Annotated in this window: 19 protein-coding genes and 1 tRNA gene; 5 read left to right on the forward strand and 15 right to left on the reverse strand. The window is 53.9% G+C overall.

Features of this window, described 5'->3' with window-relative positions; translation table 11 throughout:
- Window positions 1-42: 42 nt before the first annotated feature.
- Window positions 43-1,266, forward strand: a complete 1,224-nt coding sequence (locus tag QY332_08055; protein ID WKZ37881.1) for a site-specific DNA-methyltransferase — start codon at window positions 43-45, stop codon at window positions 1,264-1,266.
- Here the strand turns inward: QY332_08055 and QY332_08060 are convergent.
- Entirely contained in the window at window positions 1,255-1,911 is a 657-nt protein-coding gene (locus tag QY332_08060) for a response regulator transcription factor (GenBank protein WKZ37882.1), read from the reverse strand. The two genes, QY332_08055 and QY332_08060, sit on opposite strands and share 12 nt — an antisense overlap.
- Before the next feature lie 231 nt (window positions 1,912-2,142).
- On the opposite strand from QY332_08060, the gene QY332_08065 reads away from it, so the two are divergent.
- Window positions 2,143-2,214, forward strand: a tRNA-Met gene (locus tag QY332_08065).
- Window positions 2,215-2,331: 117 nt separating this feature from the next.
- Complete coding sequence (locus QY332_08070) at window positions 2,332-3,030, forward strand: DinB family protein (protein WKZ37883.1); 699 nt, start codon at window positions 2,332-2,334, stop codon at window positions 3,028-3,030.
- Window positions 3,031-3,036: 6 nt separating this feature from the next.
- Here QY332_08070 and QY332_08075 read toward each other — a convergent pair whose 3' ends face one another.
- From QY332_08075 to QY332_08140, 14 genes are all read right to left on the reverse strand, one after another.
- The gene (locus QY332_08075; protein ID WKZ37884.1) at window positions 3,037-3,819 is read right to left on the reverse strand and encodes a hypothetical protein; all 783 of its coding nucleotides are present in this window, start codon (window positions 3,817-3,819) and stop codon (window positions 3,037-3,039) included.
- An 11-nt stretch (window positions 3,820-3,830) separates the two neighbouring features.
- Window positions 3,831-4,292: an SsrA-binding protein SmpB gene (gene smpB / locus QY332_08080; GenBank protein ID WKZ37885.1), complete on the reverse strand. Its 462-nt coding sequence runs from the start codon at window positions 4,290-4,292 to the stop codon at window positions 3,831-3,833.
- 106 nt (window positions 4,293-4,398) lie between these two features.
- A complete protein-coding gene (locus QY332_08085; GenBank protein ID WKZ37886.1) occupies window positions 4,399-5,652 on the reverse strand; it encodes an MFS transporter in 1,254 nt (417 codons plus the stop codon).
- 253 nt (window positions 5,653-5,905) lie between these two features.
- A complete protein-coding gene (locus QY332_08090; GenBank protein ID WKZ37887.1) occupies window positions 5,906-6,559 on the reverse strand; it encodes a response regulator transcription factor in 654 nt (217 codons plus the stop codon).
- 37 nt (window positions 6,560-6,596) lie between these two features.
- Window positions 6,597-8,930, reverse strand: a complete 2,334-nt coding sequence (locus QY332_08095) for a histidine kinase (GenBank protein ID WKZ37888.1) — start codon at window positions 8,928-8,930, stop codon at window positions 6,597-6,599.
- Window positions 8,931-9,005: 75 nt separating this feature from the next.
- Window positions 9,006-10,118 (reverse strand): alanine--glyoxylate aminotransferase family protein, encoded by a 1,113-nt coding sequence (locus QY332_08100; GenBank protein WKZ37889.1) that lies wholly within the window; start codon window positions 10,116-10,118, stop codon window positions 9,006-9,008.
- A gap of 71 nt (window positions 10,119-10,189) precedes the next feature.
- Window positions 10,190-11,548 (reverse strand): FAD-dependent oxidoreductase, encoded by a 1,359-nt coding sequence (locus QY332_08105; protein ID WKZ37890.1) that lies wholly within the window; start codon window positions 11,546-11,548, stop codon window positions 10,190-10,192.
- A gap of 22 nt (window positions 11,549-11,570) precedes the next feature.
- Window positions 11,571-12,848, reverse strand: a complete 1,278-nt coding sequence (locus QY332_08110) for an FAD-dependent oxidoreductase (protein WKZ37891.1) — start codon at window positions 12,846-12,848, stop codon at window positions 11,571-11,573.
- Window positions 12,845-13,840: a dipeptide ABC transporter ATP-binding protein gene (locus QY332_08115; GenBank protein ID WKZ37892.1), complete on the reverse strand. Its 996-nt coding sequence runs from the start codon at window positions 13,838-13,840 to the stop codon at window positions 12,845-12,847. Before QY332_08115 ends, QY332_08110 begins: the two co-directional genes overlap by 4 nt.
- A gap of 1 nt (window position 13,841) precedes the next feature.
- On the reverse strand, window positions 13,842-14,834 hold the full coding sequence (locus QY332_08120) for an ABC transporter ATP-binding protein (protein WKZ37893.1): 993 nt from the start codon (window positions 14,832-14,834) through the stop codon (window positions 13,842-13,844).
- Window positions 14,835-14,847: 13 nt separating this feature from the next.
- A complete protein-coding gene (locus QY332_08125) occupies window positions 14,848-15,774 on the reverse strand; it encodes an ABC transporter permease (protein ID WKZ37894.1) in 927 nt (308 codons plus the stop codon).
- Window positions 15,764-16,684 (reverse strand): ABC transporter permease, encoded by a 921-nt coding sequence (locus QY332_08130; protein ID WKZ37895.1) that lies wholly within the window; start codon window positions 16,682-16,684, stop codon window positions 15,764-15,766. The genes QY332_08125 and QY332_08130 overlap by 11 nt, the downstream gene beginning before the upstream one ends.
- A gap of 156 nt (window positions 16,685-16,840) precedes the next feature.
- Window positions 16,841-18,454, reverse strand: coding sequence for an ABC transporter substrate-binding protein (locus QY332_08135; GenBank protein WKZ37896.1), 1,614 nt, complete (start codon window positions 18,452-18,454; stop codon window positions 16,841-16,843).
- A 722-nt stretch (window positions 18,455-19,176) separates the two neighbouring features.
- Window positions 19,177-19,353: a hypothetical protein gene (locus tag QY332_08140; GenBank protein ID WKZ37897.1), complete on the reverse strand. Its 177-nt coding sequence runs from the start codon at window positions 19,351-19,353 to the stop codon at window positions 19,177-19,179.
- Between the two features lie 537 nt (window positions 19,354-19,890).
- Here QY332_08140 and QY332_08145 point away from each other — a divergent pair.
- Both QY332_08145 and QY332_08150 read left to right on the forward strand, forming a co-directional pair.
- Complete coding sequence (locus QY332_08145; protein ID WKZ37898.1) at window positions 19,891-21,054, forward strand: aminotransferase class V-fold PLP-dependent enzyme; 1,164 nt, start codon at window positions 19,891-19,893, stop codon at window positions 21,052-21,054.
- 44 nt (window positions 21,055-21,098) lie between these two features.
- Window positions 21,099-21,650 carry an aminotransferase class V-fold PLP-dependent enzyme gene (locus QY332_08150; protein WKZ37899.1) on the forward strand — a complete coding sequence of 184 codons (552 nt, stop codon included), beginning with the start codon at window positions 21,099-21,101 and terminating at the stop codon, window positions 21,648-21,650.
- Window positions 21,651-21,707 lie beyond the last annotated feature (57 nt).

The following is a 21,707-nucleotide window of genomic DNA, read 5'->3' on the forward strand; positions in this document are numbered from 1 at the left end:
ACCGACTCCACGCCTCCCCCATCCCAAAGGATAATCCCCGCGATGCCGATTCTCAACTGGAACGGAAAGCATCTGCCGCCGCCGACGCCTGCGGCGATTATTCAAGATTCGATTCTCTACCCTTCGGGACGTGCCTATCCAAATGCCCGTCCCGAAGGTCGTATCATCCTTGGGGATAATCTTTCCGTGATGGCAGCGCTCCTTCCGGAATTCGAAGGGCGCATCCGCCTCATCTATGCCGATCCGCCGTTTTTTACGAACCGTACATTTTCGACGCGGGTTGGCAGGGGGGAGGATTCGCGCAAGCCCTCAAAATGGAAATTAGCCGAAGGGTATCATGACTCGTGGACTGATCTGGATGCCTATTTGCAGTTCTTGTATGAGCGTCTTTCCTTGATGCACCGCCTGCTCTCACCAGACGGGGCATTGTATCTTCATCTCGACTGGCACGCAGATGCATATGCCCGCCTGATCCTGGATGAGATCTTCGGGGCCGAGAATTTCGTCAACGAGATCATCTGGGCATATCACGGACCCTCCCCGATCAAGACTGCGTTCAACCGCAAGCACGACACAATTCTGTTTTATGCAAAAAGCAGGGATTACGTCTTTAATGCGGATGATGTCCGTGAGCCGTATAACCCGAACACCGTGGCAACCTTCAAAGCCTCACGCAAGGCGGGTTTCGGTAAAGTCCCTGATCTGGAACGCGGCAAGGTGCCTGAGGATTGGTGGTATTTTCCAGTGGTCGCGCGCCTGCACAATGAACGTACGGGATACCCGACCCAAAAACCTGAAGCCTTGCTGGAAAGAATCATTCGCGCCTCTTCGAATAAAAACGACCTTGTGGCGGATTTTTTCTGCGGCTCGGGGACCACGTCCCTTGTGGCGGCAAGGAACGGGCGCAAATTCATCACCTGCGATGAATCCGTGCGGGCGGTGCAAACAGCGCGCGCGAGACTGGCTGAAACATCGTCCGTTTTTTCATTTGAGCGCGACTCTGCAATAAAAAATGTGGTTGCGTATAAATCAAAAATAATAAAGGTGAATTTATCCGACGGTTATGTCAGGCTGGATACCTCCTTCGATGTGGATTTTTGGGAGGTCGACCCTGATTGGGACGGGAAACTGTTCAAGAGTGCGGCACAGGCTCAACGTCACATGCGAAGCGGTACACTTCCCCTGGAACTTAAAATAAAAATCGGAGGCAATGTCTGCATCCGATTGGTAACCGTTCAGGGAAAACAGTTTCAGTTAAACATCTAGGCGGTAGCCGACGCCACGGATGGTTTTCAGGAATTTTGGGTTATCGGGGTCGAGCTCGATGGCGCGGCGCAGCCAGGAGATGTGCACATCCAGGGTGCGTGTGTCGCCGGTGTAGTTGGTTTCCCAGGCTTTTTTGAAGAGGGGTTCGCGTTCCACCACTTCGCCGTGTTTGTCCATCAATAACTGCAACAGCGTAACCAGGCGCGGGGTCAGTTTTGTGCTTTTACCGAGACTGCGCACGCGGCGTTTTTCAAGGTCGAGCCGAATGGGACCGACGTGCAGGATGTTCTTTCCGTCACCGGGCAGAAGCGGTTTGATGCGGTTGACAAGTTTTTGCACGGTGAAGGGCAAATACAGGACCGCGTCCGCCGCATCCTTGTTGACCTCGCGGTCTTCATCGAGGATCAGGATAATTGGCAGTTTTGAGTCCTTTTCGTGCAGGGACTGGCAGATGCGCAGTCCGGTGCTGCGCAGGGAGGCCGCATTGATGATGACCAGGCTCGGGCTTACCTCCTTCAGCAATGCAACCGCTTTACTGCCGTTTTGGGCAATGTGTACATCAAATCCCTTCTTCTGCAAATCGGAGGCAAAAGAAGGGATCTCGGCGTGTTTAACTTCAATGACCAGAAGTGTGGTGGTCTTCATAATAGGTTTTGAATAAGGCCTGTTTTGAAAAGGAATTTTACCCGCACAAGGTTAAATTTGTAAACTTAAGTTCGTTAAGGTATTTGCATTATACACCAAATCTTAATAAACGCTTTCACTCATTGGTACTAGTTTCATTAAGGTTGCAGGGACATCCTTTTTTGCAAAGCGGCCCATAGTGCTTGACTTTTTTATGGTTACTTGGTACTATCGGCGGGCTAAACCAACCGATGCGGGGTGGAGCAGTGGCAGCTCGTCGGGCTCATAACCCGAAGGTCGCAGGTTCAAGTCCTGCCCCCGCTACTACACGTCAACCGAAGACCGCCAGGCTCTGCGAAAACAGGCTGCCCGGCGGTTTTTGATTCGGCGCGAGGGGAAGATGTTATACTGAATCCAGGATTGATCCAGGGATGATGTACCATGAAATTTCGGATTGGAATCGAGAACAACAACGAAGGCGTCCGTTCCATTGCATGGGTGCTCGAGCATCCGGGTTGTTATGCCTATGGGAAAAATGAGCAGGAGGCCCTTGCCAATGCAGTCAATGCGATTGCGGAATACGCAACGTGGATCGGGCGGCATGGAGTGTCATGGCTGCCCGGGAATTTAAAAATTGAACTTCAGGCCGGGCAGGCATGGACGGATTATCAAATCAACGAGGATTTTGAACGGGTGGATGAAGGTGGTTATGACGTGGATCCATTCTTTGAGCATGACTGGAAACCACTCACTGCCGTCGATATCGAACGCGGACGAAAACTGCTGTCATGGTCGCGCGCAGACTTGATGAATGTCATCGAAAGCCTGACTCCGGAACAATGGGAAATCAAAAGGGAGGGCGAGCGCTGGGATGTTGCAGGCATCGTCAACCACATCGGCGGCGCGGAGTGGTGGTATCTGGACCGGCTTGGCCTGGCATTTCCAAAGGCGGAAGTGCCGAAAGAGCCGCTCGCGCGCCTTGAAAAAGTCCGTACATTGATGATTGAACGATTGCCGGCATTCAGGGATTCAAAGCAAGTGGTTGGAGTGGATGGCGAGTTCTGGAGTCCGCGCAAGGTGTTGCGCCGCGCGCTCTGGCACGAACGCGATCATACCGAACATATTCGGAAGTTATTGTGAGCCGTCTCACCACTCGCAGCCTGGTGTCGTGCTGATCCCCGCGGATTTGCCGATGCGTTTGTACATGGTTACATTGGTGAACGGCTCGCCAAGAATTCCAGCGTGGATCGCCCATGATCGTTTGCGGATGCTGTTGGCGGCTTCAGGGTTGCGGAACGGGGTCGAGCCGTCCAATTGCGAGTGCAGGTCGCCGCGGGGTTGAAACCCCGTGTGGATGCTTTCCATCAGGCGTTTGCCCATTTGATAGGCGAAGCCATAGCGCTCAAAGATGACCGCGTTGTGATAATACAAGGGCTCGACGAAATACACATCATGCCCCAGCGATGTGACAAACTCCTCAAATGCTACGACAGCCTGGCCCAGCATCTTGAGCCCGCTGCGCACCTGACCTGGAGCCAGTCCCGCCTCACAAGCCTTTGCCTCCGCTTCGATATTGCGCTTCAAAATCCCGAACTTGGTCGGCGTGCCGTCGGGCATTTTATCCACATCAAAGCGGGGGGCGGCGGGGTCGTTGAGAATGTACAGCAGGACATGGATTTGCCCGTTCATCGTATCGGTTAGGTGGGCGTATAGGACCGGGTCGGGGAAATCGGCCTTGTGGTACAGCCGCATCTCCACATCCGTGGAACCTTTGGCAAAACGGAATTGCAACAGGTTGTACCCCGCGGCGGAGGTGAGTGGAGGAATGTTGAATTTATCCAGCAGATCCTGTGGAATGTATTTGGCGTAGATCGCCCGTTTTTCAGGGTCGGGCAGCAGGTTGATCCCACCAATGGTTGAAGGGGGCATTTGGTTTCCTTCTATCTCACTCGCATGGCTCGTTCTTTATCGCGCGCTTCGTCACGTTTGGCGATGGTGGCGCGTTTGTCGTAGGCCTTTTTGCCTTTGGCGATGGCGATCTCTACTTTGGCGCGCCCGTCCTTGAGATAAACCCGGAGCGGGACAATGGTCATGCCTTTGATGCGGACATTATTCCACAACTCGCGGATCTCTTTTTTATGCAGAAGCAGGCGGCGCTTGCGGCGCGGTTCGTGATTAAAGAACTTACCCGCCTGTTCGTAGGGGGCAATGTGGGCTTCGAGCAGCCAGGCTTGCTCGCCGTTCTGCACATCCACGTAGGATTCCTGGATGCTGATCTGCCCCGCGCGGATGGATTTTATCTCCGATCCCTGCAGGGCGATGCCAGCCTCAAACTTTTCGATGAGGGTATATTCAAAACCGGCTTTGCGGTTGGTGGCGATGATCTTGATGTTTTCAGTCACTGAATGATTTTAGCATGGAATGAATGCTGGTCTCGATATGGCGGCTGGTTGAGTAGTCCTGAAGGGATTATCAAAACCAGCCGCCATATCGACCACCGTTTTTTTTCTATCCCCATTTGAGCAGGATGATGCCCGCAACAATTCGCAAGACACCAAATAAGATGAGCGCGGGGGCAAGCCCGATCATATCCGCAATGAGCGGCCCTGCAATGGAGCTGCTCAGCACGGCGAAGTTGAACATGATGGTGTACCATGCCAGATGCGAGGGACGGTCATGAGCCGGGATGTTTTCGAGCATGTAGTTGGCATACGCACCGTTGACCAGCGCGAACAGGAATCCGCCGAGGAAGGAAAGCGCGTAATAATGCAGGACGTTCTGTGCGAACGCCAGCATGATGGGGTATGTCGACATCCCGATCACGCCCCAACCCGTCACCTGTTTGTGGCCGTACCGGTTGACGATGCGCCCCAGTTGTGTGGAGGTCATCAGTACGGACAGGTAGTAAAGCGCCATGCCGTTGCCAAGATGACTGTCGTTAAGGTTGAGGACGCGTACATTGAAGAGGGGATAGATGGGGTTGGATAGGTAATGCACCAGGTGAAAGATAAACAATGCCAGCAGGACGTTCTTGAAATGCGTTTTCCATACATCGAGGCGGAGGAGGCCGGCAATGCCGCGGGGGAATCCTGTTTGGGATTCAGAATCAAGTGCCGGCGGAGGGGGAAGCGGGGCGGTGTCGCCCTTTGCCGGGCGGATGCGGTAGATGTGGTAACTGCTCATCGCCGCGCCGACGGCCCCGATCGCAAAAACGATTTGATACCCCGTGGGGGAGGGCATCGCTTTGAGCAGGATTCCCGAGATCAGGGAGGTGAGCATGTAGGCGATGGCGAAGGTGACGTTGCGTGTACCTGCCACGCGCGCGCGAAAGCGGTCTGGGACGGCTTCCGCGAAGAGGGCGTTGAAGCCGACGCCGAGCGGGGTGAGAGGGATCGCCATGAGAAAGGTCAGGCTGATGAGCGCCCAGATCTGGCCTTGCGCGTCGAAGAGCCAAGGCAGCGGGATCCACAGGAAGTAGCCTATGCGGAAAGCGATGGAGGACCAGAAAACCGCCTGCCCCGTTTTTCGTTTGCTGACCCAGTGCCCGGCGGGGATGGCAAGGAAAAGGCTGACGATGGCAGAGGTGGCCGTGAGCAGGCCGATCTGCAAGCCGCTCGCGCCGAGGCGCGTGGCATAGACGTTGACGAAGTTGATGGCGGTTCCGCTCAACACGCCAAACCAGGCGATGTCGAGATAGAGGTTCCTGAAGTTCGAACGGTATTTTTCGGGGATGTCGGATTGTCGAAACAGGTTGAAACGCATGGGAAGGATTATAACAATATCTGTTTTTTGGCGCTTTGACCCGGCTCAGCACAAGTTTTGGATTAAGATTGTGGGATGTTCAATCTTAAACGACGCTCATCGCTGAATGGGCGCGGACCATTTCGGATGTGGCGGGGAGCGAGGAAATTCGGTCTGCGCATCCGGCGGAGGGGTTACACTACAGACCGAAGTTGATGTTGGGATCATATGGCAAAACGAAATAAAACTGCACGGCAACCCTGAAAAGACCCGTCTACTCGTTCTTCAGGTCGGCCAATCCCTCCCGCAAGGCAAACAATGCCGCCTGCGTGCGATTCGCCAGGTGCAATTTTCCAAGAATATTCCGCACGTGCGTTCGCACCGTCCATTCGCTTAGACATAACCGCGCGGCGATTTCCTGGTTGGTCAATCCCTGTGCGACGAGTTTCAACACTTCCAGTTCGCGCTCCGAGAGGGGATTCTCAACGGGCGGCAGGTCGGATGGACGGTTGATCTCCCGAATTAATTGCAGGGCGATGCTCGGGTGCAGGGAGGCTTCGCCACGATGCACATCGTGAATGGCTGTGAGCAATTGCTGGGGCGAGGAGTCTTTTAATAAGTACCCCAGCGCTCCTGCGCGAATGGCGGGAAAGACCTTGTCCTCGTCTGAAAAACTGGTCAACACTAAAATGGATATATCGGGATGCGCGTGTTTAATTTCGCTGATGGCTTGCAGGCCGTCCTTTACCGGCATGACCAGGTCCATAAGAACCACATCGGGTTTAAGTTCCCCGCTTTTCCGCACCGCCTCCTCGCCATCCACTGCCTCCCCAACCAGTTCCAGGTCTGGTTCGGTGGCGATCAGCGTGCGGAGGCTATCTCGAACGATGGGATGATCATCGGCGACCAATACGCGTATGGTTTTCATTCCAAGTATGTTGTCTCCATCTTTCAAGTCTAACCGATCAAGACGGCTCAACCATCGTTTCGGCTGTTGGCGCGTTTACCCTGACAATTGTACCTTTGCCCGGCGTGGAGTGGATCGTCAAACTGCCTCCCAGGTTCTTTGCCCGCTCGCGCATATTGAGCAACCCCATACCTCCTCGATGTCCCACTGCCTCAGGATCGAATCCCATTCCATCATCCACAACTTCCAGCGCGATATTTTGGTCCTCCACATAGAACCGCACGGTCACTTTTGTGGCTTTAGCGTGTTTCAGGGAATTGTTCAGCGCCTCCTGGGCGATCCGATAAAGTTCCTTCTCCAGAAACGCCGGCAGTTCGATGAAATCATCCATCACGACGCGCGCGTTGATGCCGACTCGTTTTTCCACCGCGTCCAGCCGTTTTTTCAACGCGCCCACAAGCCCCTCCTGTTCGAGCATTGGCGGCCTCAATTCAAGGATAAGCAACCGCATCTCTTTCAGCGACTGCTGGGCGATCTCCCCAATTCGGTTAAGGTATTCCTCTATTTTTTCGCTGCCTTCGCTCTTTACCGTGCGCCGCCAGCCTTCCGTAAAAAGGACCAGGCTGTAGAGGGATTGCGTGACCGAATCGTGCAACTCGCGGGAGAGACGGTTGCGCTCCTCCAAAACGGCCAGTTTCCTGCTTTGGTCGTAGAGACGCGCATTTTCGATTGCCACCGCGATCTGGTCTCCCAGGCTTTGAATTACAAGGGCGTCTTCCGTGGCGAATGCGTTCAACCTGGAATCATGCACATCCAGCGTGCCGATCACCCGTTCTCCCACTTTCAAGGGGACAACCAATTCCGAGCGCGTCTTTGGCAACCTGTCGTCGAAGAGAAAATTTGGGTCTTTTTGCGCGTCGTTGACCAGTTGAACCCTGCCGGTCGTTGCGGCCTCCACATTGATGCTTTTTTCCTTGAGGCTTATATAGCGGTGTTGCACGTTGCGATTTCCACTGCCAGCCCCAATGACAAATTGCCTGGCGTCCTTGTCCAGCAACAACACCTGCACATGATAATAACCAAATGCGCCCTGGATTAACTCCACGACCCGATTCAGTAAAACGTCAATCTCGAGAATGGAGGTGATCTCACGCCCCACCTGCGCGCTCGTTTCCAATTGCAACGCCCTTTGCTCCAGCGCGGCGTTTGCCTCCTGAAAATCATGGGTGCGTTCCTGGACGCGTTGCTCCAAAGAGTTGATCAAATCCCGCAATTGGGATGTCATGCTGTTGAACGCGCGAGCCAGCGCGCCGACCTCGTCTTCGCGGGCAACATTGGCAATCGGCTTCAGGTCGCCGCACGCAATACGGGAGGCGGTATCCGCCAAATCTGTGATGGGGTTTGCGATGTTTTGTGTCATGTACAGCGCGGCAAATACAGCCAGGACAAGCGCGATGAGCGCAATCACAAGATTGATGGTCGTGTTGGCGGAAACCGCCTGAAACGCCTCCGCGGAATCCTGCTCCACTGCAAGAACCACGTTCAGGTCGGGAAGCCAGCGATAAATGCCGATCACGGTCTCCCCCGCCGGATTGGAATAAACGCCATCGAAGTTGGCTGATTCTTCAATCGCCCTGTCAATCCCGCCTGCCCGGACGATATGCAGGTCTTCTGCCGATTCGGAATCATCTGCACGCCAATCCGTTCCCACCAACAGCGTATGATCCCAATTGACCAGGTAAGCCCGGCCTGTTTCGCCGAGGCCTGTGGTTTCGTTCAAGATCGCATGGAGCGCATCCACACCGACTTTGCCGCCAATAGCGCCGACGAAGTGACCGTCATCCTTTATTACCGGGATCAAAACAAACACCGACGAAGGATCCGAAACCATCTCCTGAGCAGGTTGGGGCGAGAGGCTTAAATCCCAGCGGAACGGCAATTGGGTATGGGCGATGGTCAAGTCATGCACATCGAAGATGAAATCGGCGTAGCTGTTGCGTTCTCTCGTCGGAACCGTGGAGACTATCACCCTTCCTTTGAGATCCACCAGGAATAGTTCCGTGATCTGGGGAGACTGATCTACAAAATATTGGAGCCGCTTTCGCACCAGGTCGTTGTACCATGTATAGGATATGTTTTCGTTCGATAACGCCAGCGCGTTGCTGGTCAGTTTTGGCGCATAATCCCCTTTGGACGCAACCTGCAATTCCAGTTGCAAGGACTGGATCCATACCTGAAGCGCCAATTCCTTGCGCGCCGCCACAGACTCGAGCCGGTCAATGGATTGCTGGCGCCCGTTTTGGTAACCGACAATGTACGTGCCAATCCCCACGCCGATGACCGGAAGCAGGGCAACCAGCACAAAACCTATAAGCAAACGCACACGGATCATTCGTTTCTCCAAGTGGAGGGCTGTTTTTTCTAGCCAGTCTTCGTTGATTATAACTTGTGGAGCGGGCCGCCTGCGCTAACGCAGAAGCTGCGCAAGGGCGGACAGCAATAACGTCACGTTCTCCTTTCGGGAGGAATGACCCATCAAGCCGATGCGCCAAGCTTTCCCTTTGAACGCGCCCAGGCCGCCCGCAATTTCGATATTGTATTCCTCGAGCAGGCGTTTGCGGATTTCCGCGTCGTTGACACCGTCGGGGATTGCCACTGTGGTTAATGTGGGCAGACGGTGTTGTTCGGGAACGATCAGGCGCAGGTCGAGTTCTTCCAAACCATCCCACAGCAATCTGCTGTTCTCACAGTGACGCTGGTGACGCGCCTCCAATCCTTCTTCCTGCACGAGGCGCAGGGCTTCGCGGAGCGCAAAGTTCATGCTGATCGGCGCGGTGTGATGATAAGTGCGGTCATCGCCCCAGTACTGGTCGAGCATGGTCAGATCGAGATACCAGTTGGCAACCTTGGTCTTGCGATGATGGAACGCCTCACGCGCCCTGGGTCCAACCGTCACCGGGCTGAGACCGGGCGGACAACTGAGGCATTTCTGCGTGCCGCTGTATGCAATGTCAATACCCCAGTCGTCGATCTTGAGCGGAATGCCGCCAAGCGAGGTGACGCAATCAACAAGCAATAATGCGCCGTGCTTGTGGACGACTTCCGCCATGCCTTCGAGCGGAGTCATCGCGCCGGTGGATGTCTCGGCATGGACAACAGCGACGACTTTGGCAGGATGCGCTTTCAGCGCCGCATTCACCTCCTCGGGAGTGGCAGCCTCCCCCCAGGGTTTATCGAGGCGGTGAACAGTTGCGCCATAGCGCCCTGCCATGTCGACCAGTCGTTCCCCAAAATATCCGTTGACGGCGATCAAAATCGAATCACCCGGCTCGAGCAGATTGGCAACCGTTGCTTCCATGCCTGCGCTGCCAGTGCCGGAAACAGGCAGGGTCATTCCATTTGTGGTTTGGAAGGTATAGCGCAGAAGTTCCTGCACTTCCTTCATCAATTCGATGAACTTCGGGTCGAGATGACCGAGTAGCGGATGTGCCATTGCCCGCAAAACGCGCGAAGACACCATGCTCGGACCAGGTCCCAACAGGATTCGTTCGGGGGTGTTTAGATCGGAATATGTTTTCATTATGCCCTCAAGTTTTTGTGACGGTGAAAGATAGACCGAGGACCGTCTACCGTCCATCGTCCACGATCTGATTATTTGATTCTCACGCCTTGCCGCAGAAGTTCCTTCTGCACATTGCCGATGTTGACATCGCCCACGCTCACACCATCTTTTACAGAAACCGCCGCCGCCACACCCGCGCCCTGGCCGGTGACTGTGCAGCACATCATATTGCGAACGGAAGCATGGGAAATTTTGTCGCCAGCGATGCTTCTTCCCGCCACCAGCAGATTTCGAATTTTCTGCGGGACGAGACAACCATACGGCACATGGAAATAGCGTCCCGTTGTCGGCAGGACGAGCACATTGTAACCGTCGATGAATTCGGGGAAGATGCCGATGGAATCTTCGAAACGCGCCTGATTGCGGACATCGTTCTCGGTCAGGTTGTAGCGCCCGATGATCTTGCGTGTGTCGCGCACGCCGAGGGTCATGCCATAGGTGCGGAGTTTCGCGTCTTCAAAACCGGGAGCGAAATGATTCAATGCCTTGATCGCCTGCAACGCCTGATACCTGCCTTCCATTTCGGCGCGGGTCAAGTCCCACACATCGGTGCCGTCGAACTCGGTCAGGTGGATCATGTTAAGGTAGGTCGCTTCGCCGCTGTCGGTGATGGCGCTCCATGTACCGCCGATGCTTTTCATCCCCGGCGGGATGACGCCCATCTCACGCGCCTTGTCGAATGGCTTTTCGAGGTACGGGCTGAAGAGATCGTCTTCCTTGCCGCCTTTTTGAATATCCCAATTCTTACCCCAATCTTTGTACGATGATGGATTCTCTTTCACATACTCCAAAAACTTTTTCTTGTTCACACCCGAACAAGAGAACATCACCGTGACAGGCAACATTTCTTCCTTCGGCGTCTTGCGAGTCGGCGCACCGGTGAAGAACGCCAAATCCGCGTCGCCGGAGCCATCGATGACGCGCTTGGCAAGGATCGCCTGCCTGCCCATCTTGTTGTGGACGATGACACCTGTGATCTGATCTTCCTCGACAATGGCATCGATCACAACCGTATGGAGAAGGACTTTGACTCCCGCCTCCTGCACGAGGACATCCGCCACGTACTTGAACATATCGGCATTGATTGCCTCGCTTCTGGACTGCGGCTCCGGATTGGTTGCCCCCAGAGACTTTGCCCTCTGCTCGAACTCGATGCCGATCCCCTCCACATCTGTTGTACCTTCCTTGCGATACCAGGCGATGCCTTCCACACCCACAGCGGTGATATTGCCGCCGAGACAGCCGAACCGCTCGATCAACATCGTGTCCACACCGGCGCGGGCGGAACTCAGCGCGGCAGAAAGTCCGCCGGGACCGCTGCCCACCACCAACACATCTACCTCTGTAAGGACAGGAACCTGCCTCGCCGATTCTGTAATTTGTTTCATCCTTCACCTCGTATAAAGGTTTTCATATCCGAACCGCACAATGCTCGACGGTGACGGCGACAATATCCTTGCTGTTTAGTTCTCTTGAAAATACGCCGCGCTGCACAGCCATCGCCGCCGCCGCGCCCATGGCTTGACCCATTGCCATGCAAATACACTGGGCACGGATTCCCGCAAAAGCGATGCGGTTGGCGGAAATATTCCTGCCCGCCACCGTGATGCGATTGCTGTCTTTGGGGATCAATGCGCGGAAAGGTACTTTGGGCAGCAACTCTTCGCCTTCGATAAATTCCACTTCACAGCCCATGTCCTGACTGTGCAAGTCAACATAATTAAAGGCGTTGCAAACCTTGTCTTCAAAATCGGTTGCTTTGAAAAAATCTTCCTTCGTGATGAGATACTCGCCCACGGTATGATAGGTCTCACGTGCCAGCGCGAAGGGAGCCATCATCTTCAGCGTGGCCCGCTCACCGCCGGGGATGGATTCGCGCACGAACTTGAACATACGCATCATCCGCTTTCTGCCCTCGATGTTGGCGCGGGTCTGCCCATCCGCGTCGGAAGTGTCCGCATCGTAGATGTGGGTGGCGTTGTGCCCGCCATGCTGAAGGTAATACTGGAACGGCTCCATGTTGGCGTACGCCCAATCGCCTTTTTGCAGAACGCCATCGCGCATGGCTTCTTCGTAAATGGTTTGGACTTCTTCCTTCCAAATTTGCTCGTGTTCGATGCCTTCGAGCTTGTATTCCAATGTGCCGGGTTGGGAGACTTTGGACTTCAAGGTCTTCAACCCAAGCATACGTACCACGTCCGAATCGCCGGAACAATCGATGATCTCCTTGACCCGCGTCACGCGCCGAATGCCGCGCCCATGCGAGGTGATCTCCCACCAATTCCCATCTGCTTTGACCTCGGAGATGAACTCGTGATAATGCAGGTTGACTCCCGCATCTAATGCTTCTTGCTCGGCAATGGACGCATAAACCGGCACATTGATGTAACTGTAATATCCCGGCGACTCGACAGGTCTGCGTTTTCTGTAATCAGGGATGGGCAGTCCTTCCACCACTTTCGACTTGGTGTATAGCTCCCACGGAATGCCCTGCACCACCGGGGCGGTCTTACTGAAAAAGTGATTCGGCATGTTCACGCCGCCTGCCGTCATCGTCCCGCCAAGCATGGTTCCAGCTTCAATGACAGAGGTTTTCACCCCCAACCGTGCCGCTTGAATCGCGGCAATGTGACCGGCAGTCCCACCACCGGCCACCACCACGTCCACAGTTTCGTTGATGGTCTTCATGCGCTTTGGATCGGCGTGCCTGGGAAGTGACAGGCAGCAAAATGACCCGGCTGGGCTTCCGCGATCTGCGGGACTTCGGTCTTGCAAATATCTTTTGCGATCGGGCAGCGCGGATGGAAGACACATCCCTTCGGCGGGTTTGCTGGGCTGGGTGGTTCACCTTTCAAAATGATGCGTTGGCGTTTGCGCTCCATCTTCGGGCTGGGGATCGGCACGGCAGAGGTAAGCGATTGCGTGTACGGGTGAAGCGGATTGCTGAAAATCCGGTTGCGTCCCGCCAATTCCACGATCTTGCCGAGGTACATCACTGCGATGCGATGCGAGATATGCTTGACCATGCTCAGGTCATGCGCGATGAAAAGATACGCCACGCCCAACCGTTCCTGTAAATTCTGCAAGAGGTTGACCACCTGCGCCTGAATCGACACATCCAATGCCGAGATCGGCTCATCGCACACGACAAAATCCGGGTTGATCGACAAGGCTCGAGCGATCATGATACGTTGTCTTTGTCCACCAGAGAACTCATGCGGGAAGCGCTTCAAATACGAAGGATTCAGCCCGACGAGATCCATCAATTCCTTCACGCGGTCGTCAAGTTCGGCGCCTTTCATCAAGCCATGAATGACGAGTGGTTCCGAGATGATGGTCTTGACCGTGTGGCGCGGGTTAAGCGAGGCGTACGGGTCTTGAAACACCATTTGAATGCGGGTGCGCAATTTGTTCAGTTCTTCGGAGGGGATCGATGTGATGTCTTGGTTATCGAAGAACACCTTGCCAGCCGTTGGGCGGTACAGCTTGAGAACCGTGCGTCCCGCGGTGGATTTGCCGCAGCCGCTTTCACCCACCAGCCCAAGCGTTTCACCCGCGTTGAGTTCAAAGGAAATACCATCCACTGCTTTGACTTCGATGGTCTTTTGACCGAACAAACCGCTGGGAATGTAAAAATGTTTTTTGAGATCGATCACGCGCAGGAGAGGTTGGGTTGTCATGTTAGCCGCCTTCCTCCACTGCATAAAAACATGCCACAGTATGTTTTTCACCGACTGCGTTCAGCGCGGGCTTTTCGTTCCAACAACGCTCGAAAGCATGTGTACATCGCCATGCGAACGGACAGTGATGGATCGGGATGGTCGAGTCGGGCGGCGTGCCATCGATACTCACCAAGCGTTTTGATTCCTGCGAGTCGAGTCGCGGTAACGCGCCTAACAAGCCAATCGTATAAGGATGTTGGGGATTTTCGTACAACTCATCCACGGGCGCGGTTTCCAAAATCTGTCCTGCGTACATCACCAGCACACGGTCGGCGAGTCCCGCCACGAGACCGAGGTCATGTGTGATCCAAATCGTCGAGACGCCCATCTTGGCGCGGAGCTGTTTGAAGAGGCTGACGATCTGCGCCTGAATGGTGGCATCCAATGCGGTAGTCGGTTCGTCGGCGATGACGATGCGCGGCGTGCATGCCACGGCAATGGCGATCATCGCCCGCTGGCGCATCCCGCCTGAGAGTTGGAAGGGGAACGCATCATATCTTAACATTGGGTCTGGGATGCCAACCTCGGCAAGCAGACTGACCGCCTTATCCTTTGCCTCATTCGCGCTGACGTCCAGGTGGCGAATCAGCGTTTCGGAAATTTGTTTGCCAATGGTCAGGATGGGGTTGAGCGATGTGCCCGGGTCTTGGAACACGAACCCGATCTGCCCGCCGCGGAAGTCACTCATCGCTTCGTACGGGAGTTGAATCAAGTCCACTCTGCCAGTCTCGGACTGGAACAATGCCTGACCACTCTCCACCCGTGCGGGCGGCGAAGGGAGCAATCCCATGATGGACATCATCGAAACGCTCTTGCCCGAGCCGCTTTCGCCCACGATGGCTAAGGTCTCGCCGTCTTCCAATGAAAAACTAACATCGTTGACCGCATTCACCACACCATCCACGGTGTGAAATTTGGTAATCAGGTTTTTTACTTCGAGAATGGATGCCATACCCTGTTCACCTTTATCTGCCGGAGCGGCGCGTGCGCGGGTCGGAGACATCCCGCAGCCAATCGCCGAGGAGGTTCATGCCAAGCGATGTGTACATGATCGCCAAGCCCGGCATGGTGGTCAACCACGGATAACTGGCAATATAACGCCGTCCTTCCGCAAGCATATTGCCCCAACTGGGCACGGTAGGCGGCACACTGAGACCGATGAAACCCAGACCTGCTTCGTAAAAGATCATCGCCGAGATTTGGAAGGAGATAAGTGTGACCAATGGTCCCACCAGGTTGGGCATGACGTGAAAAAGCAACACCCGCCACCACCTTGCCCCGGCGCTGATGGCGGATTCGACATACGCCGACTCGCGGATCTTCAATACCTCTCCACGCGTGACCCGGGCGAAGATCGGGGAATTGGTCACGCCGAAGATGAGGATGACGTTGAACAGACTGCTGCCCAGCACCGAAGCGATGAAGACCACGAACAGGAGATACGGCAAGGACAGCACCAGATTGACCGGCGCCATGATGATCTCGTCCCAGCGCCCGCCGGCGTAGGCGGCAACCGCGCCGAGGAAGACACCAATGATGGCGGCGATGATCGCGCCGAAGAAACTGACGCCCAGTGAAACACGTGCCCCATAAATAATGCGCGCCATCATATCGCGCCCGAGGTTGTCCGTACCCAGCGGGTGTTCAGGCGAACCACCTTCCTCCCACATCGGCGGCATTTTACTGGCGTACAAGTCCTGGTCGAGCGGCTTGTACGGCGTCAGGGATTCCGCGAAGAGTGCGGCGATGACCACGGTGACGAAGATCAGGATTCCGATCACACCGGTTCGGTCGCGCCAGAGCAAGCGTCCCAGATAGGCAAGGCGATCCTTGAATGTAACTTCGATTTCGAGGCGGCTATCCGCCCCATGAGGGAAGGATTTATTTGCCATGGCGAATCCGTGGATCGACCAGCGCGTAGATCAGGTCGGTCAGCAGGTTGAGCCCCAGCACAACCAGGCTGGTAAAGACGACGATGGTTTGCACCAGCGGAAAATCACGCCAGCCGAGCGCCTGCCCCACCAGTTGCCCCATACCGGGCCAGGCAAAAACTGTTTCGATATAAATGGACCCGCCCAACATGTATCCAAATTCCACGCCGATCACACTGACCAACGAGATGGCAACATTGGGCAGAACATGTTTGATGTAAATGGTATGTCTGTGAAGCCCCTTGCTGAACGCAGTGCGGACAAAATCCTCATTGCGGACTTCGAGCGCGGCGGAGCGCGTTAGGCGCAGCAACTCTCCCATAACAGGCAGGCTGAGTACAAAGGCAGGCAGCACCACCGACTCAGGTTTATCCGCGCCAAAGACGGGGAACCACCCAAGCTGCTGGCCAAAGACCAGGATCAAGATTAAGCCAAGCCAGAAGTTTGGGATACTTTGACCGAGCAGGGCGATCAAACGTCCGAACAGGTCGATTAGACTGTTCGCGCGAAATCCAGCGATCAAGCCGAGCGGAACCCCCATCAGGATGGCAAACGCCAAACCGGTGGCTGCCAGCCTCAGGGTGGCAGGGAGGCGTTGAATGACGAGCGGCAGGGCTGGCTCGCGGAAATGCAGCGAGTCTCCAAAATCCCCCCTAAAGACATCCGTGATCCAATCCACGAATTGAATGAGGACGGGGCGGTTGAATCCCATCGCTTCGCGAAAGGCTTCTCTTTCCTCCGCCGAGGCGTTGCGGGACATCATCAGACTCGCCGGGTCGCCTGTCATGCGCACCATGGCGAAGGCGAGGATTAAGACTCCCAAGGCAAGCAGCAGGGATTGACCAGCTTTTCTGACAGTGTATTTCAGCATTGGGTATCTATCCGGGTCAAACTAGATTGCATATGGAGTGGGCGGATAAAGAACGAATTGCCCCTCATGGAGACCGATCAAGTCAGCCTCCATGAGGGCGTGTATTGATTTACGAGATTTTATCTCGTGAGGGGGAACTCGTAAATATATGCGGCGTTACGGAGCTACCGCGGTGTCGTAGAGGTAGAGCATCTCAGACGGGCGCGGGCTGTAGCCCGTCACGGTGTCGCGAGTGGCTTCGAAGGTGACCGGTTCATACAGGTAGATGAAGGGCGGGTTCTCCTGCATGTAGACCTGGAGTTCCTCGTAGAGAGCCTTACGCTTATCGCGGTCGAGTTCGCTGGAAATCTGGTCGAGGAGTTCGTCGATCTTCGGGTCAGACCACAGCGAGTAGCCTGCATCCATACCGCCGAGAGCGCCAGCCATACGGTTGTAGGATTCGCCGCTCTCATCAGCCCAACTGTCGCCGTTAAGCGGGGGCAGCTGCTTCTTGACCATCAGATCCCAGAACGCGCCGGATTCCATCATCTCCAGGTTGACGGTGATGCCGACATCGCCGAGGTTGCTGACGATGGCTTGGCAAACTTCCTGGAAGGCGGCGAAAACGCCAGACGGACAAGCCATGTCGATCTCAAAGCCGTCGGCATAGCCCGCTTCGGCTAACAAGGTTTTGGCTTTTTCGGGGTCATAGGGGAAGGGCGGGACGATACCATAGCCCAATTCACTGCTTGCCACATACCCAGCGGCGCGTTGACCGTTGCCTGCGAACAAGGCTTTGATGATGCCGTCCACGTCCACGGCGTAGTTCATCGCCTGGCGAACTTTCGGTTCAGCAATGGGTGTATCAATACCGCTACTCAGGTTGTCGAATGCAATGTAGTAGATGCGCGGAACCTGGTATTGAATGACATTGACACCAGCGGCGCTCTTGAGGCTTTCGGCTTCTTCGGCACTCAAGCGGGTGACGATATCCACTTCATCCTGCTGAATGGCTGCCACACGGGTGGCGGATTCGGGAATGAAGCGGAATACCAATTCAGCCGCTTTGGGGTAGCCAGCCTGCCAGTAGTTCGGGTTGGCAACATAGGTAATGTGGTCGCCCTTGACCCATTCCTTAAACATGAACGGTCCGGTACCAACAGGGTTGGCAAGGAAACCATCCACGCCGACTTCGTCCATGTACTTCTTGGGGATGATGCTCCAGAAGTCATGCATGGTAACGAGCAGCAAAGGTTTGGGTCCGTCAGTTGTTACGGTGACGGTGAAGTCATCCACTTTTTCGACGGCAGTGGCGATGTTGTACTTCTCGGGCCAGGAGGAGCTATCGGAAATGCCATATTCCCAGGTGGCAACCACATCGTCGGCGGTGAACGGGTCGCCGTTGTGGAAGGTCACGCCTTGGCGCAGTTTGAAGGTCCACACCGTGCCGTCTTCGCTGGTTTCCCAACTCTCGGCGAGCGCAGGGACAATTGCACCGGTCTTGTCCTGGAAGACAAGCGGGTCATAGAGCTGCGAGGCGGCGATATCTGAAATTTTATCCGGAGTGGTGGGGATATAGAGCGAACTGGGTTCAGTGGGCAGGGCAACACGCAACGTCCCCTGCGGACCTTCAGCAACGGGCGCATCAGCAGACCCTTCTTCCGTATCGGCAACTTCAGTCGCTGCGTCAGCGGGGGGCGCTTCGGTCTCTGCTGGAGCGGTGGGCGTGCAACCAATGAGCAGGCTCATCAGTACCAGCAATGTCAGTCCTAACGAAAAGATGCGTTTCATTCTTTTTCTCCTTGGAATTCTAGATAACTGCAAACTGATGGGGCGGAATTTCTTTCGGGACACCTCCAATATCTATGTTGATCTCCTGTCACAAAGTGCTCCCCCCGAGAATACAGATTGCTTATAGCCTATGGTGCTATTTGGACCTAATTGCGACCGTTACGCGCAATCCTGTGGTAGTCAGCCACCATAGCTTGTGCTTTGGCTGATGCTAAATCGCCATATCTGGGACTATTGACCTTTGATAAATTAATGTCACGGTAAAAATGCCGATTTTACGAGTAAATTTGAGCAATTTTCGATGACATTGTTTACTCAAACTTCAATAAGTAGTCTTCTCGCGAAATCGTCCTGGACAGAAACAACTATTTTTGAGAAAAAACGCTTTCTGCCTGCTCCCGGAACTCAGCGAGTGAAGCACTTAGTACAAAGGATTATTAAAACCTTGGTGCTTTTTGATATCTTAGCGAATTAAGATAGGGATCACAACGCCCGAACGTGGTATTAGAAATACCTAATTATAGGTAGCGTACAATTAACCACCCGGAATATACCTGAGGAACATCCCTATGGTTTTTCATCATTTCTCGTGCCTTGGCGGTGTATCCACCCATCCATGCTGTTCGGTGGCCAAACTTCTTTGATTCTGATGACCGCGGAAAACATGAAGTAGAAATTCACTCCTCATTTCAACCTCGTACTGCTCTTCATACAAGAAAGATCTAATCGAACTGACTGCCGCGTTGCTTTTTGCCAGCGTAAAGCCAGGTTTGCTCAAAATCATCCGACAACCAGAGCGTGATCGAGCCGCGTTCTACCAACGCTTTCTCGTACGCAGACCAGTTTTTGACACGATACAATGGCTTTGAGTGTGAGTGTGTTTTGATTTGTTTAGGCATAAACGTAACTTACACGTTCACGCCCTGTCAACCCTTTCGGTGTACCAACGCCATTTCAGGACTAAAATCAAGGTGAAATGCGATGGTTTTTGGGCATAATATTCTGATGGTTAATGAGTTCCGGAGCCGCATTGTTCCGAAGGGCTAGTAAAATATTAAGTACGACTACCTCCTGCGATTACTGCAATTCCCACCTCTATGATACATAGAATCGTTTTAACCATGGTACACAGTATGGTTTTCCGCTTGAAGTCGACAAGGTCGCATCTTATGGATGAAACCGACCTGTCAAAGATCTCGATTGCTGAGCGATCCCGACATAATTCGAAATCGTTTAAAGGTGAAAGTGGCAATTGAAAATTCACGCCGTAGCCAATACTTCCGTGGGGGGTATGGATCCTTCAAAGGATGGTTGCATGACCATCACGCGCAAACTTTGGAGAACTGTACCAAGTGGATGACAGAATAAATCATAAAAAGCCCGTAGTAGTTTGGCTAAATTTCACCGTTTGGTTATTTCATACCTCTAGGAACCTTATGCCCAACCTTAAACAAAAATTTCTGCTCGACTCATGCGTGGTCTTTCTCAATCACGGTTCCTTTGGCGCAACTCCAAAACCTGTTTTTGAAGCCTATCATAACTGGCAGTTGCGTTTGGAACGCCAGCCTGTCCTCTTCCTTGGACGCGAACTTGATGGACTTCTGAAAGATTCTCGCAGCGCCCTCGGGGAATATCTCAATGCCGATGTCGATGACCTGGTCTACATTCCTAATGCGACGCATGGAGTGAATGTTATTGCTCACTCATTGAAACTCAAGCAGGGTGACGAGATTCTGACCACCGACCACGAGTATGGCGCTTGTGATTACACTTGGGATTTCATCTGCAGTAAAACGGGTGCAAACTATATTCATCAGGCTATTCCCGTACCTGTTCATTCCGAAGAAGAGATCATTAACCAATTTTGGCTGGGCATCACCCCGCAAACAAAAGTTATTTATCTGAGCCATATCACATCTCCAACCGCTCTACGCTTGCCATTGGAAAAGATATGCGAACTCGCAAAAAAGGCGGGAATATTGACAGTGATCGACGCGGCGCACTCTCCTGGGCAAATTCACGTCGACCTTCAAATATTGGATGCCGATTTCGTTTTCGGTAATTGTCATAAATGGATGCTCAATGCGAAAGGTTCGGCGTTCTTATACGTCAGGCGAGAACTGCAGCATCTAATCGATCCGTTGATTGTGAGTTGGGGATACAACCCCACCCCGGAGACAACCACAGGCTCCCGCTTTATCGACATCTTGCAATGGACAGGAACCAAGGACCCTGCCGCGGTGCTGACCGTCCCAACAGCATTACAATTCATGCGGGACAATAATTGGAGTGAAGTGCGAAATGAATGTCATGACCTGCTGCGTCAGGCGATTGAGCGAATCTGTACCTTGGTAAATATGCCCCCGTTGTATCCACTCGCTTCAGATTTTTACAGTCAAATGGGTATTGCCCCGATCCCTTTGTCTAACCTTGCGGTGCTTAAAAGTCGTTTGTGCGATGAGCATAAGATAGAAGTACCCCTGATCCAATGGCAAGACAAACAGTTTGTCCGCATTTCGGTGCAGGGGTACAATTCTCAGGAGGATATTGACGCGTTGGTACATGCCCTAAAAGTGCTTTTGCCGCAGGTTGCCATATAATCTCGCTTGTATACCGACGCGACCAATGATAAATCTAGTTCTGAGTGTTTAGTGACCGTGTTGTTTCCGCATCTCACTACAAATGCCTGTGTGCACCGAAGGGTGCGGGCTTTTTGTATGCGCGTCCCGAAGTCCAGCATTTGCTCAAGCCGCTGGTCGTTTCGTGGGGCTACGAGCCGCTGACACCAAGTGGTTCCAACTTCATTGACTACAACGAATGGTGGGGCACGCGCGACATTGCTGCGTTCCTGGCTGTCCCTGCGGCGATTCGATTTCAACAGGAGCAGGATTGGGCGAAGGTGCGAAGCGCGTGTCATCGCCTCGCTGTCGAAACGTGGAAACGGATCCATGACCTGACGGGTCAACGCCCGCTTCACATTGACCCTGAAACCTGGTTCGCCCAAATGACCGTCTCCACCCTGCCGGCGGATACCGACATTGTCATATTCAAGAGAAGACTTTACGATGAATTCCGCATAGAAATTCCATTGATCGACTGGCAGGGGAACAAATTGCTGCGCCTGTCCGTCCAGGGATATAACTCGAAGAGTGACATGGACAGGTTGCTCGGCGCGTTATCTGTCTTATTGACATGATTCCCCGCCTTCCGATTTTCAAATGCCCGGAAATTTTTCTTCACATTGATTTTCTAG

Source organism: Anaerolineales bacterium, from assembly GCA_030583885.1.
GTDB lineage: Bacteria > Chloroflexota > Anaerolineae > Anaerolineales > Villigracilaceae > Villigracilis.